Genomic DNA, 15,896 nt, shown 5'->3' with positions numbered 1-15,896 from the left:
AAGGGCGGTGTTGCAACGGTCACCGCAGGATCGACTTTTACTCAACGCAGAGCTTAAACCTTCCAGCAAGGTTAAGGTCAACAGACTTTTTTATCGATGATGAAAAAAGTGCGCCGTCGCCCTTTGCGGTTACCACCCGGCCCCCAAGGCTTTATAAAGACCGATCATGGCCTGAACATCGTTCAGTTGGTTAAGCGCGAGCGCATCCCGGGTTTGATAGGCGCTGCGTTGTGCGGTAAGCACGGGCAGATAGCCGCTGAGCCCCTGACGATAGAGCCGGGTGGCGCGAGTGAGTGCCACCCGGCTATCGCGTTCGGCGGCGGACAAGGCGGCGTGCCGCAACCGTTCGGTTCTCAGGCCGGACAACGCGTTTTCCACATCCCTGAAGGCCAAATGTACCTGCTGTTGGTAAATGAGGCGCTGCGCTTCGGCTTCTGCTCGCGCCTCCTGCACTGCAGCGTTGTTTTTTCCGCCGTTGTAAACGGACTGCTGGACGGAACCACTCAGCACCCAGGCGAAGCTTTGGGCGGAAAAGAGCTGATGCAGCAGGCTGGCGGTAGTATCCAGGCCCAACGGGATGGTGAATCTGGGAAAATCAGCAGCGATCGCAACGCCGATCCCGGCATTGGCGGCAGCTAGGCGACGTTCCGCCGCCCGGATATCCGGGCGCCGTCTTACCACCTCCGAAGGCAGCGAGAGCGGTAGCGCGGGCGGTACGGTGAGCGCTGCTTCTTGACGGTTCAACATGCCGCGCTGCGTTGCGGGAAAATCGCCGATCAGGACGCCGATAGCATGCATCAGGCGCTCGGCTTCGCCAGCGAATTCAGGCACTCTGGCCTGGTTGATTTCACGCTCCGCACGGGCCTGAGCGACTTCTGCCGCCGTGCCTAAACCGTGAGAATAGGCTTTGACCGCCAGCCTTTCCGCCGTCGTCAATGCCGCCAGGTTGTCCTGGGCGATCGACAGACGTTGTTGGGTGGTGCGCAGCGCCGCGTAGTCGTCGGCGAGTTCCGCCAGCAGGCTGACCAAAATGGCGCGCCCGTCATTTTCCACCGCCTGCACTTGGGCATCGGCGGCCTCCAGCGAGCGCCGCCGTCCGCCGAAGACGTCAATTTCCCAACTGGCTTCCAGGCCGAGCCGATAGGTTTTAGAACGCGCCGGTGTGGGGGCGTTATCCAATTTTGTCGACCATTGTGCCGTCGTGGTTTCTGCCCCGGCGTTGATTTCTGGTTCGAGCAAGCCGGCGGAACGTTCCCTTTCGGCGCGCGCCTGCAACAGCCGCTGGCGCGCTATCGCCAGATCCTGGTTATGCAGCAGCGCGCTGTCGACAAGCTGGTTCAAGACGGGATCGTTGAACAGGCGCCACCAATGGGCCAATTCTTGTTCCTGCGCGTAATGGGTGCTTTCCGTTGTCGACCAACCGGCGGGATGGGCGGGCGGTTCAGGCCGATAGTCGGGGCCAACGGCAGCGCAGCCGCCAAGTTGCAGGATAAGAAACGTGATGCCTGCCATTGTCAGATAGCGACAACTGTTTGATAAATGATTCATGTGCATCCTTTTACATCATGGCGTGCAGCCAATCGGTCAGGCGTCCGTGTGCCACGTTTTCCTGATCCGGGGGCGTAATATCGATGCTGGCGGTCATCCCCGCGGCGAGCAGAACGTTGGCGGGCAGGTCGTCGAGCGCGATGCGCACTGGGATGCGTTGAGCCAAGCGTATCCAACTGAAGGTTGGCGTGACGGTCGGTAAGCCGTTATCGCCCAGGTTGCCATTGTCGTCGGAAATGCCGCGTCCGATAGAGGCGACATGGCCCGCCAGCGGTTTGTCGCTGCCCATCAGACGGATGCTGGCCGGTGCACCGACGGTGATACGGCGCAGCTTGGTCTCTTCGAAATAACCAGTAACCCGGAAACTGGTGGCATCGATCAAGGCTATGTTGGCCTGGCCGACGAGCGCATAGTCGCCTTGGCGCAAACGAAGGTGGGTGATGAAACCGTCCGCAGGCGCGCGCAACACGCTGCGCTCGAGGTTCAACTGGGCGATATGCAAGGCGGCCTGCGCCTTTTGCATGTCCGCCTGGGCGATGGCGACGCTGCGTCCGGCGCGGCGGATATCTTCCAGGGGCACGATCTCGTCGAGGCCCCGGCGCCGTTTCGCTTCTTCCTGGCGTTGGTGCAACGTTTCTTCGGCTGCGGCAAGTTGGGCGTTTGCCTGGGTTTCAGCCAGTTTGAAACGCTGCGGATCGATGCGGTACAGCACATCGCCGCGTTTGACGCGTTGGTTATCCTCGACGGCGACCTCCAGGACGGTGCCGGCCACTTCCGGCGCGATGCGCACAACATCCGCGCTGACCCGGCCATCGCGGGTCCAGGGGGCGATGACATAAGCCTTCCAAAGCGCGACCACCAGCGATAGCGCGGCGGCACAGGCGCCGAGCGTGAACAGAACTCTGAATAATTTATTGACGGGCAAGGACATGGCGAAACTCTTTGCATTAAACGTAAAGGATTAAGGCTGCCAACAGCATCAGCGAAACGGCGAATTCGAACAGGGCGGGATGCCATACCCACCGCAGCAATCCGCTGCGCGCCAGCAGCGCCCTGACGGTGATATAGATAGGGAGCGTGACGCAGGCATAGATGAAAAAAGGCGACACATAGGTTTCGGCGATGGCGAACTCACTCATGGAGGCGTTCCTGCGCGGGCAGCGCGTTGAAATAGTGGGCATGGCGCTGGATCAGCCAAAAAATATCGGCGAAGGCCGCCATGGTTTTTTGAATGTCTTGCCGCTGCTGCGGATAGCGTTCTGCCATGCCTGCGAGCTGGCGTGCGGTACGCCGGGCATGGCGTATTGTGCGGGAGGACGAACCTGCGGTGGCGGCAAGACGCACCATCCCCCGCTGGGCCACGGTGTGCGGCGTAGGGGGCAGTCGGCGAGAGGCGAGCGTTTTTTTGATCCGCAGTACTTCTCGCCCAACGTGGATCGCCGCCAGCGCGGGGGCGAGCTCCGCGGCTATCCGTTGCGGGCTGCTTTTGAGCATCGCGCCAAGCTGCGCTATTCGGTGCTGCTGGCGTTGTTGCCAGACGACGGCGTCCGGAGATTTGCCTCGCAGAAGCGCCAATGTTTCGTTGCGCACGCGATGACGTAAACGCTCGATGTCTCTTTCCGGGTTGCGTGGCAGAAGCAGCTGAAAACTCAACACGGCGAAAGCGGTCGCGGCGATCCAGGCGACGCTGTAATTCAGAAAATCATGCAGGTTGTAATGCATGGAATTGTCGGCGGCGGCCAGCGTGTTGAATCCAACCAGATACGCCAGGCCCGCCAGCATATGCCGAGGGAGCGTGGTCGCGTAGATCCCAGGTAGCCAGAACAGCGCCAGCGTGATGACCAGCAACGGGAGGCCGTCAAGATGCGGGAGGATGCCGAATGCGCACACAAACGCCGCCGGCACGGCGTACATAGTGCCTTTCAGAAACTGCCAGGCGCCGGCGGCCGGGTTGCCCATGGTAGCGACCAACGCGCAATAAGGCGCCAGGACGAGCAACATCATGTCGCCATAATTCCAACCGCTTTCCAGCCAGAAAAAACCGGCCAGAACAAGGGTCAGCATGGCGCGAAAGCCGTTCTGCGCGGCGCTGGCTAACGGGCGGTGAAAATGTACCGTCCGTCTTTTTTTCAGCGGTGCGCGTGGGCGATCGATCGCTGACAGCCCGACCAACGCGGCCAGATAATCGTCCACCTGCTCCAGCTGTCGATCCGCGGCAATGAGCAATGCCGCCTCTTCCCGCATATTTGGCAAATTCAATGCGTCACGCTGTTCGATAAGATGCGCGCGGGCTGCCTGTAAAATGGTGACGGCGCGCCGTGCACCATCGGCGCCCTCCGCTAAAGCATCGCCGGCGCTGAGCCAGGCGGCCTGCAGCGGCGAACTCAACGCCTTCAGGGCTTCTGGAGGGCAGTCCTGCGGCGTTGGCCCGCCGGCCAGTGCGCTGAAAAGCGAAGACATGGCATCGCGAATCGCCGCTGCGCGTTGTGCAAGCTCTTTTGACTCGGCTTTGCCCAGAGCCAGCAGGTCGTCGATGCTGTAGATATCGCTCATGATGTGCACCCTGGCCGGCTCGGCGGCGGGCGTGCTGTCGCCGATGATCTTCGCCGTGTTCGCCGCCAGGCGAGCGTAGTGAGCGGCCAGTTTCTCGCGCATGCCGCGTGCGCTGAATAAAGAAACCACCAGGCCGAGGCAAACGACTCCGATAGCCACCGTTGAACCGCGACCAATGACGTGCTCAAAGGTCTTTTCCGGGTGCCCCATCGCGCCATAGGTCGCCAGCCCGACGGTATAGCCCGCGACGACGGCGCCAGAACCTTTGAAATGACGCAACAGCGTCATGGCAGCAACGCACAACCCCATCCAACAGCCAAAGGCGATGATGAAAAGCAGCGGCATTTGGCCGAATAACGACATCAGCAACAGCGCGGCCAGAATACCGATCAGCGTGCCGATCAGGCGCCAGCTGCCTTTGCCGATGACGGCTCCTTGCGTTGGATTGATCACCAATAGCACGGTGGAAGCCGCGGAATAAGGCATATCCAGTTCGAGCTGGTAGGCGACGGCCAGCGCCAGTCCCGCAGCGGCAATCGAACGGACGATATAGGCGCACCGTGGCGTAATGAAGTCCAGATGCGACAGCAGATTGATGAATGGCGCTCTTGTCTGGCGAAGGTGGGGGGCGGGCGGCATGCGAAACTTCCTCATCGACGGTGGCATAACGACGAGGGGAGTGTAAAAGTGGCCGCAAAAAGGCGGAAGTTGCCATATTGCACGCCAGACGTGCGTTAAACGCACGTCTGCGGGCGGTTATGTTATACGCGATTCTGTAAGTGTACGGATGGTGCGCCTCAGCCACTGGTGAGCCGGATCGTGCTGGTGGCGCGGATGCCAGGTCTGCGTGATAAGTATATCTGCCAGGGCTACCGGCAGTTTGAACGTGGCGATGTCAAGGCCGGCTTGCCGCGCGGCGTGAGCGAGCTGTTCCGGTAAGGACAGAATAAAGTCGGTCGCGTTCAGAGCCAGCAGGGCGCTGCTTGGCGTAGGGACCACCAACGCCACCTTTCTGGCTAACCCGTGCCGGGCCAACGCTTCATCCAGCGGGCCATGGTTTTTGCCGCGGCGCGATACGCCGATATGTCCCCAGCGGACAAGGCTCGCCGGCGTGATATCCCCCGCGAGAATCGGATGATTCGCGCCAACCACGCCGACCATGTGAGTGGAAAACAAGGGCTGAACGTGCATCTCTTTGCCGAACGGGCGCGATGCGCTGATGAAGTGGTCGATTCGTCCGGTGCGAAGCGCTTCGTTGTCGACATCGTTTTCTTCAGGGGTAAAGCACAGCGTCGCGCAAGGCATCTGCGTTTGCATGATGTCGAGCAGTTTGCCGGCATAGATGCCAATGAAAATGTCGTTGGCCCGGACGTTGAAACGCGCTTCCAGCCTGCGTAAATCGATATCGCCGCTTTTTGCCAGAACCGCGGTGGCTTGTTGCAGGGCATCTTTGAGCTGGTCGCGGATCTCGATGGCGCGCGGCGTTGGCACCAGTTCTCGCCCTGAAGGCACCAGGATCGGATCGCCGACGGTGTGTCGGATGCGTCCCAGCGCGCGGCTCATCGCCGGCGGGCTCAGATTCATGCGTCGCGCAGCGCCGACGACGCTACCTTCCTCCAGCAACGCTTCAAGGGCATACAACATGTTCAGGTCGGGGCGCATCGATATCAATACTCCGAATGAGAATCGCTCTTATTCCGAGAGTATGCGGAAAAAAAAATAAGTTTTATAGCCAATAACAGGCGGCCAAGTGGGATGAGAAGGGAAAACTACAGACGCCATTGACGAAAGCTTTCATTCGTTTACTTAATTTTCCGTATAGTGAGTTGGCCTGGAGACGGCAGGGCGAGTTCGTTAAAATTAAAGCGGCTTTCACTTGAGAGCGGTTTGGGAGGAGCAAATGAATATTAGCGATGTCGCGAAAAAAACCGGGTTAACCAGCAAGACGATTCGTTTTTACGAAGAGAAAGCGCTGATTACCGCCCCGATCCGCAGCGACAACGGTTACCGCCACTATTCCGCCAAGCATGTCGAAGAGCTGACGCTGCTGCGTCAGGCGCGGCAGGTGGGCTTCAACCTGGACGAGTGCCGCGAACTGGTGGCGTTGTTCAACGATCCGGCCCGCCACAGCGCCGACGTGAAGGCACGCACGCTGCAGAAGGTGGCGGAGATCGAAAAGCACATCAGCGAGCTGGGGAACATGCGCCAGCGCCTGCTGACGCTGGCGGAACAATGCCCGGGCGATGAGGGGGCGGAGTGCCCCATCATCAATAACCTGGCGGGGTGTTGTCGTTCTAATTAACGGCTGATGGCGCGGATCACCAGCGTGACCCCTTCCACCGCCACCACTTCCACCTCGGTGCCGGCGGGCAGATCTTCCGCCGCCTGCGCGCGCCAGCTGCTGTCGCCGATATTAATGCGCCCCATACCGTTGTGCATCGGCTCCGTCAGCGTGGCGCGGGTGCCGATCAGCTGGCGGTTGCGCTGGTTGAGCACCGGCGACCCGCCGGATGCGGCTGCCGGGCGCCGACGCAGCCAGTACCACCACAGGTAAGCGACGACGACGGTCAGGACGGCGAAGATCATGCCTTGCCATGCCCAGGAAAGCGGCGGCAGTAGCCAGATCAGGGCGCCGACCAACAGCGCCGCCACACCGCTCCACAGCAGGTAGCCGCCGGCGCCGAGCATTTCCGCCGCCAGCAACACGCCCCCGAGAGAGAGCCAGAACCACAGCGGATTCGCCGCGATCAGTTCGAGCATGATTATTTGCCTTTGCTTTCTTTCAGCAGTTCGGTAATGCCGCCGATCGAGCCGAGCAGGCTGCTGGCGTCCAGCGGCATCATCACCACTTTGCTGTTGTTGGAGGAACCGATCTTCTGCAGCGCGTCGGTGTATTTCTGCGCCACGAAGTAGTTCACCGCCTGAATGTTGCCGCTGGCGATGGCGTCGGATACCAGCTGGGTGGCGCGCGCCTCGGCCTCGGCGGCGCGTTCACGCGCTTCCGCCTGCAGGAATGCCGACTGGCGTTCGCCCTCGGCCTTCAGGATCTGCGATTGTTTCTCCCCCTCGGCGCGCAGAATGGCCGCCTGACGCACCCCCTCTGCCTCCAGGATGTCAGCACGCTTGGTGCGCTCGGCCTTCATCTGGGCGTTCATCGAGGCGATCAGTTCCGCCGGCGGCCGCACGTCGCGGATCTCGATACGGGTGATTTTCACCCCCCAAGGATTGGTCGCTTCATCGACGATGTGCAGCAGGCGGCTGTTGATGCTGTCGCGCTGCGACAGCATTTCGTCGAGCTCCATTGAGCCGAGCACGGTGCGGAAGTTGGTCATGGTTACATGATTAGTATGCAAATCAAGATGGAGTAAGTTACTATGTTTGAGCGTCATATTGTCTGGAGATTCCTTATCATCTTTTGTCTCTCTTTTTGGGGGACTGTAGCGGCTCTGTTAGTTGGATGTCGTTAAGTGCTCTTTACTATCTTCACAGTGATAATAGGAATCTTCACAGCATTGATTGATTTGCTATTCACCGTTATAGCCGATAAAGCCGCTGGTAAATGGCGCGATTGGTTAGGGTTCAGTCTCACAATCCTGATACCATGCTTTCTAATGGGATTGCTAGCTGATTACATCACAGGTCTATAAAGAATTGGCTTCCAGAGATGGGAGCCTTTTTTGTATCGGAAATTTATTATGAGAACAGCTTACGCTTACATTCGTTTCAGCTCTGAAAAGCAATCAGCAGGGGATTCTGTAAGGCGACAACAATCACTGATTGATTCATGGGTGAAGAATAACCCTGATTACATGCTCTCACAGAAGACTTACAAGGATGAGGGCTTATCAGCCTTTACAGGTAAACATGCAGCAGGTGACTTAGGCCGCTTGATGAATGACATCTCAAACGGCTCTATAACGGCTGGTGACGTTATCCTGATTGAATCTCTTGACCGATTATCTAGGGAAAACATATCAACCGCTACAGACCGTTTGAAAGCTATTCTGATTCATGGTGTGAACGTGGTCACCTTAACAGACCAGAAGCAATACAACCCCGAATCACTCAATAGTCCAATGGACTTGATAATGTCTATTCTGACCGCTCAAAGAGCGCATGAAGAAAGTCAGTCAAAGTCTAAGAGGATGCGTGAAGTATGGGCTAAAAAACGAACAGAGGCAGAGGAAAGCGGAAAGGTTATCACTAAGTCGTGTCCTCGTTGGTTAACCGTGAACAGTGACCGTACAGGCTTTGAACCTATACCTGAACACGTTGAATCAATCCGGCTTATGTTCGAAATGAGGCTATCAGGGAAAGGCTTTGCAGGTATCGCACAGGCTCTAAACGAGTCTGGAAGATTGACCCTTACAGGACGCTCGAAAGGGTGGAATCAGTCATCTGTACAGCAGCTTCTAAGTAACAAGGCTCTGATAGGTTACAAGATACCATCCCGTAAAGCTGTGGTGAATTACATTGAGATACCCGACTATTTCCCCTCTGTGATTCCTCTTGAACAGTTTCAACAGGTTCAGTTAATCGGTGCAGATAAGCAGGGACAAAGGGCAGCTAATGACCGCCCTATGAATGTTAACCTGTTCAGGGGTGTAATGAAGTGCGCTGAATGTGGTGCAACTGTGATTGTTAGCGGGGTGGATGATAAAAGGGCTGGTTATTATTCTTGCTCATTCAGACGGTTAGGACGCTGTAACACCTCTAAACCAATGAACAGGGGAATGGTTGACGAAGCACTGATAAAGGGGCTTCTGTATTCTCTGGACAGATTGACCACTCAGGGACAAGGTGAAAACCCCCTCATGAAGCTGGAAGCAAAGAGGGCAGACTTAACAGAACGCTCTCAGAAGCTGTTAGCAGCCCTTGAGATAGCCGATGATGTCTCAGCCATAGCCACACGCTTAAAAGCTGTCACAGATGAGATTAGAGCCATTGACACACAGATTAAGACCTGTAAAGACCTTGAACAGGTTCACACGGTTCAGAGTGTTCAGGGGATGGATTTAACCGTCAAATCTCAAAGGGAAGAGGTTCAGTTACTGGTTAAGAAAACCTTTAGAGAAATCAGCTTAGACGGCATCAGAAAGACGGTTAACGTTTATCTTCACAATGGGCTTACATTGCTTAATGTTCCGGTAAATCAGATTGTGGATGCTGGAGAGTGGATAGAACTGTTACCCGTCATTGGTGGCGATACAGTAGACTTCAGAGACATCAACTTTAAAGCCCCTCGTTACCTTGATTAAAAGATTCTGGCTGGTCACTGATTAGACCCTTTTGAAGAGGCTGGTTAAACCCTTTGAAAAGTACGCTGTGATTAGCCAGTTTTCCTTTTTCATTTCTACAAATTTCACTCAAAACCCCTCAAACCATTGTGAATGCTGCAAAGTAGCCGTTTAGATGGCTAAATTAACAGACATTTACAGTTACCCCTCATTGATAGAAATTACCTATCAAGCCTTGTCGTATCTGAGTTTTAACCTATTAACTGTTTATATTCCGAAAAGAGATAAGAAGCAGTTTTTATATAACCTGTTTTTGTCTCAAAACCATCTCCTTTTGATACGGCTAAAAAAGGTCTCTAAAGGTGTGTTTAGGCTGTCTCAAAAGGTTGATTTTGAGTTTTGATACAGGTATTATTTTGAGACTAGGTTTTGAGACAACTTTCAGGGGAATCACCATTATGTCATCTGTAATCGCTTACGTCCGTGTATCGACTTCTGACCAGACAGTTACCAACCAGAAACAGCAGATTGAAGAAGCTGGTTATCAAGTGGCTAAGTGGTTCACCGATGAAGCTGTATCAGGTGGGGTTAAGGCAACAGAGCGTAAAGGATTCTCTGACCTGCTGAACTATGTCCGTGAAGGTGACACACTGGTTGTTATCGGGATAGACAGATTAGGCCGTAATACCATCGACGTATTATCCACGGTTGAGACTTTACAGGCTAAAGGTGTGAAGGTTATCAGCTTGCGTGAAGGATTCGACCTGTCTACACCAGTTGGTAAGGCTATGCTCACTATGATGGCTGGTTTAGCCTCTTTAGAGAAAGACCTAATAGCAGAGCGTAGAACAGCAGGGATTAAACGTGCTCAGTCCGAAGGGGTTCACTGTGGCAGACCAATTAAAGCAACCGCTGAACAGGTTCAGGAACTGATTGCACAGGGTTATTCCCCTGCTCAGGTACAGGAAGAGTTACAGATTAGTAAGGCGACTTTCTATCGTCTGAACAAGTAACAATCAGATAGTGATTCAGATTTGCCCTGCATCTTAGCGGGGCTTTCTTTTATCTGTACCTTGTGAGAGGCCCTGTAACGCATTCTGAGAGGTTTTATCAAGAGGCTGTAGGGTTGGGTCAGGTGGTGGTCTAGAGGCTGTCAGGAGGCTGTACAGTGCGAGATATGATAGATTTTTGCAAAGGGTATGGAACCTTTGAGAATCGCCCCATTAAGCAGACATAATCAGACTGTCCAAATCTTCAAAGGTGCTTAGATATGATTCACATATTCGGTGAAGCCCAAAATAAAAGACCCCATCTGATTTTTTAAAAAATTGAAAAATTAGTGAAAAGTTACCCCGTAGGATTCACACTGTAAGCGTTTCGTTTATTCAGATGAGTGATTCATCAGGTGAACGGTTTAAACAGCTTGTAAGGTGTCAGGCTACCCCCTGAGAAGGCTTTTCACATTCACCATGCCACCAGCTATCAAATTATATTTCTCTTTTGACGAATGACCATTCACAGAGAGACCGCGCTTAATCTTGACCTGTCCACTAATCAGCTTGTCAAAGACCTTATCAGCAACCTGTTCCATTGAATCACAGTTATATGTAGCTGGTGAGGCGGGTAGGTAGCATTCAATACGCTTCCAGATTCCATCATTGATATGTTGATAGAAATTACCTTTCTCAGTATGAAAGGGGAAACGTGTCAGAGTTGGAAAAATAATTTTAGCCATGTTCGAATCCAGTAAGTCGCAAATCGTTAATTTTTCCACCAGCGCCAGTGACGGTACTGATAGATAAAACCCTGATTTACGCCCTTGTAGGGATTCTATGGCTGATAGAGGGGGTTAGTTCTCTTCAGTTGCATGAACTCCTGATAGTCAGTTGCTGTAGGGTGATGTTGACTCAACAGTTTGGGGCTGTTAGGTGATTCACTCTCTGACTTTCATTCTGTTCAGGTCTGCTATTTAGATATGGCTGCTAACCAGAGGGACTTACTGTAGTCCGTCACAAGTTCAACTCAATGAACCGTTTCGGCAGATTTACCCTATCGTTTCCGGTGTTTCACAGTCATTTCTAACAGGTTGATAATAATATCAAATCCGCTCAGTAACCGCAACAAATTTGTGAGTCGATTCTAAGGGGTCTGTAAGGCTCTGTGAGGGATTCTGATGGTTGGTAAGGGGTTTGGATAGGTTGCGGTAGAAAATGGCTCAGAATGCGCTACCGCAAGCCTCAGAGGGTATCAGTAGGGGTGTGGTAAGAGGTGGTCTTTACAGGGGGCTGATTAAGAGGTGGCTTTACGGGTCACTGGTTGATTGGTTTGTCTTGACGGGTTGTCTTTACAGATTGTCAAGTGCGACAGCAAGAATCACCGATAAGCTGAAAGCAGGTGAAGTTTGTGTGTGTCTAGACCATTTTCTTATTATGACTTATTGTTAGTTAATTGTGACTGTAAAGGCTCTTTAAAGAAGCCCGTTCAGACGAGCGAAGCGTATCACTGCATCAATCACATGTCAATGGTTATCTTTACAGTATCATCAAGGCGGGAGCCTTAACGCTCAATCAGGCGAAGCTAAGAGCGGCCTTACTCTTGACAGGCCAATCCTTCATTGGTGATTCTCAGCCGTCAGGCTGTCTTTAACGTCAATCTGTTAAGTAGTCTGATTAGTTAGTCTCATCTCTATTCTTATCTGTAGTCTTATAGGGGGTGAAAATCAACCTAGCCTCGGTCGAAAATCAACCCACCCTCGGTTCAAAATCAACCTAGCCTCGGTCGAAAATCAACCTAGCTTCAGCAACCCTTTTTCGGTCACGTACACCAGAAAGAAAAAGAAGTCAAACAAATATCTTGACAGATTGTTAATGTGTTGTTACAGTATTTATATACCTTATTGAATTGTATGAAGGAAAGCCCAATGAGAAAAGACATCCCACAGCAAGTAACAATCCGTGTTGAAGTATCACACGCCATTCACCGTAAAATTGTTGAAATGGCAGCGAAACAGGGTGTTAGCTACTCAGCCCTGATTAAAAACATGATTCGTGAAAATGTAGCAGCAGCTTAAATCAACCAATGTACGGCCTTGTTAAAAGGCATTTCTGATATTAGGAAAATCCCATGAATGAAACTCTATGAAATCCCGTTCACCCCCGCTTATAGCGATGTAACCCGAATCACTTCTTTTAACGGTATCAGTCTCAATCTTCCAGCTAAAATGATTTACCTGTTTATGGTAGGTCTTCAGAGAAACGGCCAAGAGGTCTTTCCCTCAATCAATTACCTGTGTGAATTGTTCGGTATTGGTAGAAGTGCGGCTAAGGCTGCTTTATCCCAACTACATGAATCAGGTCTAATTAGTTCTATTCAGCGTTATGATAATTCAAAGGTGTACACAGTTGAAATCATGCCACCTGAATTGATTAAATGCCACCAGCAAGAGAATCAACCTGAACCAGTATCTGAACCAGAAACCACAATCACCAGTGATTCTAATAACGTCCTCCCCTTTCCAGTGATTGAAAGAGATGAAAATCCAGTTATTGAAGTTGTAGAAGAGATTGAGCCAATTATTATCCGTCTTTCTAAGCCAAAGCCTAAACCAGAAAGTAAGCTGAATTATCTGTTTGTCAGTGATTCAGAGGAAGACGAAGAACCATTTAAAATGCCAGCCTATGAGGAATTGTAAATGAAACGCAGAAGTACAGTAGTACACATTGCACCAGCACTAATGAAAAAGCTGGAAGAATTATCAGAAATGTACGGCTTGAGCCGTCAGAAAACCTTAGAAATTATCCTGAAAGAGGAATTAAATAATGTCGGATAAGAAAGAACGTTCAGTAATGAATCTGTCGGATAAGACACTTGGTCTTCTTAATCAGCTAAGTGAAAAATATGATTTGCCACGTCAGCAGACCTTAGCGGTGTTGCTTAACAAGAAAATGAAGGAAATGAAATAATGAAAAACCGATTTTTGAATATGCTAAACAATCCTGTACCGCATCCTGATTTAACTGATGCAATCTTTAACTCAGTGAGTGAACCGGAGTTATGCTTAACAGTCCTTAAAACTCTTCCTGAAATTAATCAGGTGACCATCGCTACATTCTTTAGCGGTCAAGGGTTATCACTGATGGGTGCTGCACTGATTTATGAAATGGTACTGAAAGCACACGATTCACTTGTTGATTTAATCTGGAATGAATACGAGGTGAAAACTATGAATGGCTAATTATACAGTTGATGAATTTATCATCCAATTAGGTTTTAACGAGAACGTTTCTAAGAACCTTCAAAAGCTCGAAAGCAGAACATTAAAAGTCGCTGAACGAATTGAAAAGAACCTTAACCGTGCATTTACCCCAAAGGGTAATTTCAATAGTGTGATTCAATCCGCTAATAACGCATCAAAACAAATTAACCGTGCATTCTCAAAGAGCATGAATTTTGATGAAGCTGGTAAATCATCGGTGAAGTCTGTAGAGAATGCTGCTAAGGCTTCTGCAAAGCGCATTAAAGACATGTATCAGGACGCTTACGGGGCTAAAGGAAAAGGCCGCTTGAATCCACCAGCCGGAAAGCCACAAGGCAGAGGCTCAGATTTAACAGCCGCTAATTCAATCCGTAATCTGTCCAATACTCAGTTCTATTCGAATCTGACCAGACGTCTTGAAAATATGGGTTCAACTGGACAAGCAAGGGCGATGAAATTACGCCAGCAGATTCACGGATTAAGAGATGATGCTTTAGCCAATCCTTCAGCCAGCCTGAATCAATTCCGGTTGTCTCTCCGTGCAGCCACTGACAGCGCGTCTAAATGGGCTTCTCAGAACCGCAGGCAGGTATCTAATGCAGAAGGGTTATCAAGCTCCTTCAGTCGTCTGGTGAGCGTTTCAGCGGCCTTATACGGGACATTTGAAGCAGTCCGTAAGGTGGTTGAAACAGGTGTAGCCCGTGAAGGTGTGAATCTCTCTGCTGAAGCTGTCTTCAAGGGTCAGGCTGGTGACGCTAAAACGTTCGCCGCTCAGTTCTCTGACCAAATCGGACAGGGTGTCACAGAGACCTTGAAACAGTACACTGGCTTTGCTGCTGGTGCTCAGAATTCGTTAGGTTATCAGGGTACACAGGACTTCTATAAAAACGCTGCTGTATTCGGTCGTATCAGGGGGCTTGATGCTGAACAGCTTAAAGGCATCATGACAGCATTCACACAGATGGCATCAAAGGGACGTGTACAGGCTGAAGAACTCAGAGGCCAGTTGGGTGACCGCTTACCGGGTGCTGAACAGATGTTTGCTGATGCTTTGGGTGTAAACACTCAGCAGCTTGACGCACTGATGAAAAATGGCAAGCTACTGTCTAAAGACGTTCTTCCCCGTGTATCTGCTCAGATGAAAAAGATGGCTGATGAAGCGGGTGGCCTTGACCGTGTTTCACAGATGGCTGTAACTGGTATCGGGCGTGTTAAAGCGGCGATGGAGAATGATTTAAACAAGGCTTTCACCAGCTCTGAAAAGGGCTTAGGCCAGTTTAACGCCTCAGTAGCTAACATGCTTAACGATGCTTCCCCAATCGCAGAGGCTTTAGGTCACATCCTCGGAAAGGTTGCCTCTATGACATCTGGAGCGGTTGACCACGTGGACGAATGGAGCCGTAAACTCTCAGCGTTAATCCTGAGAACTTCAGCATGGTACGATGACTTGTCAGACGGTCAGAAAAAGTTAGTTGATTCGGCTGAACAATTTGCTGTCGGTGCTGCTGGTGTATTGGTACTGGTTAAATCTATCGCTGGAGTAGCCAATAAACTGAAATGGCTCAGTGCTCTGTTAGGTGGTGGTGCTGAAGCTGGTGCGGCTGCTGGTGCAGGTGGATTACTCAAGGGTGCATCCCGTTTAGCTGGCCCTGTTGGTGTCGCTCTGGTTGCTCATGATGCGGTTGATTCTTCAGGAGTTGAACAGAAGTACCCAACCGCTTTAGGGACTGATAACCCGATTGCTAAAGCTCTTAACTGGCTTGCTAACCCTTCTAAAATGTTAGGTGCAACTGAACAGGACTCTATCACTAACAGCCCGTTCACACGTGCTATGGGTTCATTGGGTGACTGGCTTCAGGGTAACAATGCGCTGAACGGTCAGGCTAATACATTCGCTGTACCGTCAATGTATAACCCTGCTCAGGCAACTATTAGGAATGACCAGCGTATTAATATCAGTGTGAATATGGATAGTCAGAAGATTGGAACATTCCAGACACAGGTTTTAACTGGTGGCTTTGAAGACCTGAATATTAACGCTGAACATTTGGGCGATTAATGGCTGTTTGAGTTTTACAGATTAGAGTTATCATGTGACAATGGTTATCTGGTTTGCTTAATCAAAAAATCAACGGTCAACAGGGTCAAGAGGTTTTGATAAGCAATGTAAAAGGGACTCTTCGGAGTCCTTTTTTATTTGTATTGGAAAAGGTTCGATTATGAATGAAGATATATTACAAGGCAACAGGAAAAACCTGTCACACTATCCATACTGAGTTACGAAATGTTTGTGACCTAATTAA

At 51.4% G+C, this 15,896-nt stretch carries 16 protein-coding genes and 1 pseudogene; 9 read left to right on the top strand and 8 right to left on the bottom strand.

From position 1 onward, the window contains the following. Window positions 1-129: 129 nt before the first annotated feature. From ACJ8IL_RS23955 to ACJ8IL_RS23935, 5 genes are all read right to left on the bottom strand, one after another. Window positions 130-1,548 carry an efflux transporter outer membrane subunit gene (locus ACJ8IL_RS23955; RefSeq protein ID WP_080433002.1) on the bottom strand — a complete coding sequence of 473 codons (1,419 nt, stop codon included), beginning with the start codon at window positions 1,546-1,548 and terminating at the stop codon, window positions 130-132. Window positions 1,549-1,558: 10 nt separating this feature from the next. Then, complete coding sequence (locus tag ACJ8IL_RS23950; protein WP_154618021.1) at window positions 1,559-2,479, bottom strand: efflux RND transporter periplasmic adaptor subunit; 921 nt, start codon at window positions 2,477-2,479, stop codon at window positions 1,559-1,561. Between the two features lie 16 nt (window positions 2,480-2,495). Next, window positions 2,496-2,687, bottom strand: coding sequence for a DUF1656 domain-containing protein (locus ACJ8IL_RS23945; RefSeq protein ID WP_060432570.1), 192 nt, complete (start codon window positions 2,685-2,687; stop codon window positions 2,496-2,498). Then, window positions 2,680-4,740, bottom strand: a complete 2,061-nt coding sequence (locus tag ACJ8IL_RS23940) for an FUSC family protein (protein WP_197770444.1) — start codon at window positions 4,738-4,740, stop codon at window positions 2,680-2,682. The genes ACJ8IL_RS23945 and ACJ8IL_RS23940 overlap by 8 nt, the downstream gene beginning before the upstream one ends. 117 nt (window positions 4,741-4,857) lie before the next feature. Beyond that, window positions 4,858-5,763, bottom strand: coding sequence for a LysR family transcriptional regulator (locus ACJ8IL_RS23935; RefSeq protein ID WP_406903577.1), 906 nt, complete (start codon window positions 5,761-5,763; stop codon window positions 4,858-4,860). 238 nt (window positions 5,764-6,001) lie between these two features. On the opposite strand from ACJ8IL_RS23935, the gene cueR reads away from it, so the two are divergent. Then, window positions 6,002-6,403 (top strand): Cu(I)-responsive transcriptional regulator, encoded by a 402-nt coding sequence (cueR, locus tag ACJ8IL_RS23930; RefSeq protein ID WP_025301807.1) that lies wholly within the window; start codon window positions 6,002-6,004, stop codon window positions 6,401-6,403. Here cueR and ACJ8IL_RS23925 read toward each other — a convergent pair. Further along, window positions 6,400-6,861: an NfeD family protein gene (locus tag ACJ8IL_RS23925; RefSeq protein WP_025301808.1), complete on the bottom strand. Its 462-nt coding sequence runs from the start codon at window positions 6,859-6,861 to the stop codon at window positions 6,400-6,402. The genes cueR and ACJ8IL_RS23925 overlap by 4 nt on opposite strands. Before the next feature lie 2 nt (window positions 6,862-6,863). Then, window positions 6,864-7,439, bottom strand: a pseudogene (locus ACJ8IL_RS23920) (SPFH domain-containing protein); the annotation flags it as partial. Window positions 7,440-7,796: 357 nt separating this feature from the next. On the opposite strand from ACJ8IL_RS23920, the gene ACJ8IL_RS23915 reads away from it, so the two are divergent. Together ACJ8IL_RS23915 and ACJ8IL_RS23910 are read left to right on the top strand one after the other, a co-directional pair. Further along, on the top strand, window positions 7,797-9,359 hold the full coding sequence (locus ACJ8IL_RS23915) for a recombinase family protein (RefSeq protein WP_442516901.1): 1,563 nt from the start codon (window positions 7,797-7,799) through the stop codon (window positions 9,357-9,359). Window positions 9,360-9,796: 437 nt separating this feature from the next. Beyond that, window positions 9,797-10,351 (top strand): recombinase family protein, encoded by a 555-nt coding sequence (locus ACJ8IL_RS23910; protein WP_442516900.1) that lies wholly within the window; start codon window positions 9,797-9,799, stop codon window positions 10,349-10,351. A 425-nt stretch (window positions 10,352-10,776) separates the two neighbouring features. On the opposite strand, the gene ACJ8IL_RS23905 is transcribed toward ACJ8IL_RS23910, so the two are convergent. After that, window positions 10,777-11,073, bottom strand: coding sequence for a hypothetical protein (locus ACJ8IL_RS23905; protein WP_117251232.1), 297 nt, complete (start codon window positions 11,071-11,073; stop codon window positions 10,777-10,779). Window positions 11,074-12,258: 1,185 nt separating this feature from the next. On the opposite strand from ACJ8IL_RS23905, the gene ACJ8IL_RS23900 reads away from it, so the two are divergent. Genes ACJ8IL_RS23900 through ACJ8IL_RS23875 form a run of 6 tightly spaced genes read left to right on the top strand, consistent with a single transcriptional unit; the run spans window position 12,259 to window position 15,652 of the window. Beyond that, window positions 12,259-12,408 (top strand): hypothetical protein, encoded by a 150-nt coding sequence (locus tag ACJ8IL_RS23900; protein WP_158238313.1) that lies wholly within the window; start codon window positions 12,259-12,261, stop codon window positions 12,406-12,408. A 57-nt stretch (window positions 12,409-12,465) separates the two neighbouring features. Next, window positions 12,466-13,029 carry a helix-turn-helix domain-containing protein gene (locus ACJ8IL_RS23895; protein WP_117251233.1) on the top strand — a complete coding sequence of 188 codons (564 nt, stop codon included), beginning with the start codon at window positions 12,466-12,468 and terminating at the stop codon, window positions 13,027-13,029. Next, window positions 13,030-13,167, top strand: coding sequence for a hypothetical protein (locus tag ACJ8IL_RS23890; RefSeq protein WP_158238314.1), 138 nt, complete (start codon window positions 13,030-13,032; stop codon window positions 13,165-13,167). Continuing rightward, window positions 13,157-13,300, top strand: coding sequence for a hypothetical protein (locus tag ACJ8IL_RS23885; RefSeq protein ID WP_158649846.1), 144 nt, complete (start codon window positions 13,157-13,159; stop codon window positions 13,298-13,300). The genes ACJ8IL_RS23890 and ACJ8IL_RS23885 overlap by 11 nt, the downstream gene beginning before the upstream one ends. Beyond that, window positions 13,300-13,572, top strand: a complete 273-nt coding sequence (locus tag ACJ8IL_RS23880; RefSeq protein WP_101990182.1) for a hypothetical protein — start codon at window positions 13,300-13,302, stop codon at window positions 13,570-13,572. The genes ACJ8IL_RS23885 and ACJ8IL_RS23880 overlap by 1 nt, the downstream gene beginning before the upstream one ends. Continuing rightward, on the top strand, window positions 13,565-15,652 hold the full coding sequence (locus ACJ8IL_RS23875; RefSeq protein ID WP_442516899.1) for a tape measure protein: 2,088 nt from the start codon (window positions 13,565-13,567) through the stop codon (window positions 15,650-15,652). The genes ACJ8IL_RS23880 and ACJ8IL_RS23875 overlap by 8 nt, the downstream gene beginning before the upstream one ends. Window positions 15,653-15,896: the final 244 nt, after the last annotated feature.

The sequence above is a fragment of the Serratia sp. CY47444 genome, assembly GCF_052168635.1.
Lineage (GTDB): Bacteria > Pseudomonadota > Gammaproteobacteria > Enterobacterales > Enterobacteriaceae > Serratia > Serratia bockelmannii.
The sequence above is the reverse complement of the archived record's forward strand: the minus strand, read 5'-3'. Positions and strand labels throughout refer to the sequence as shown.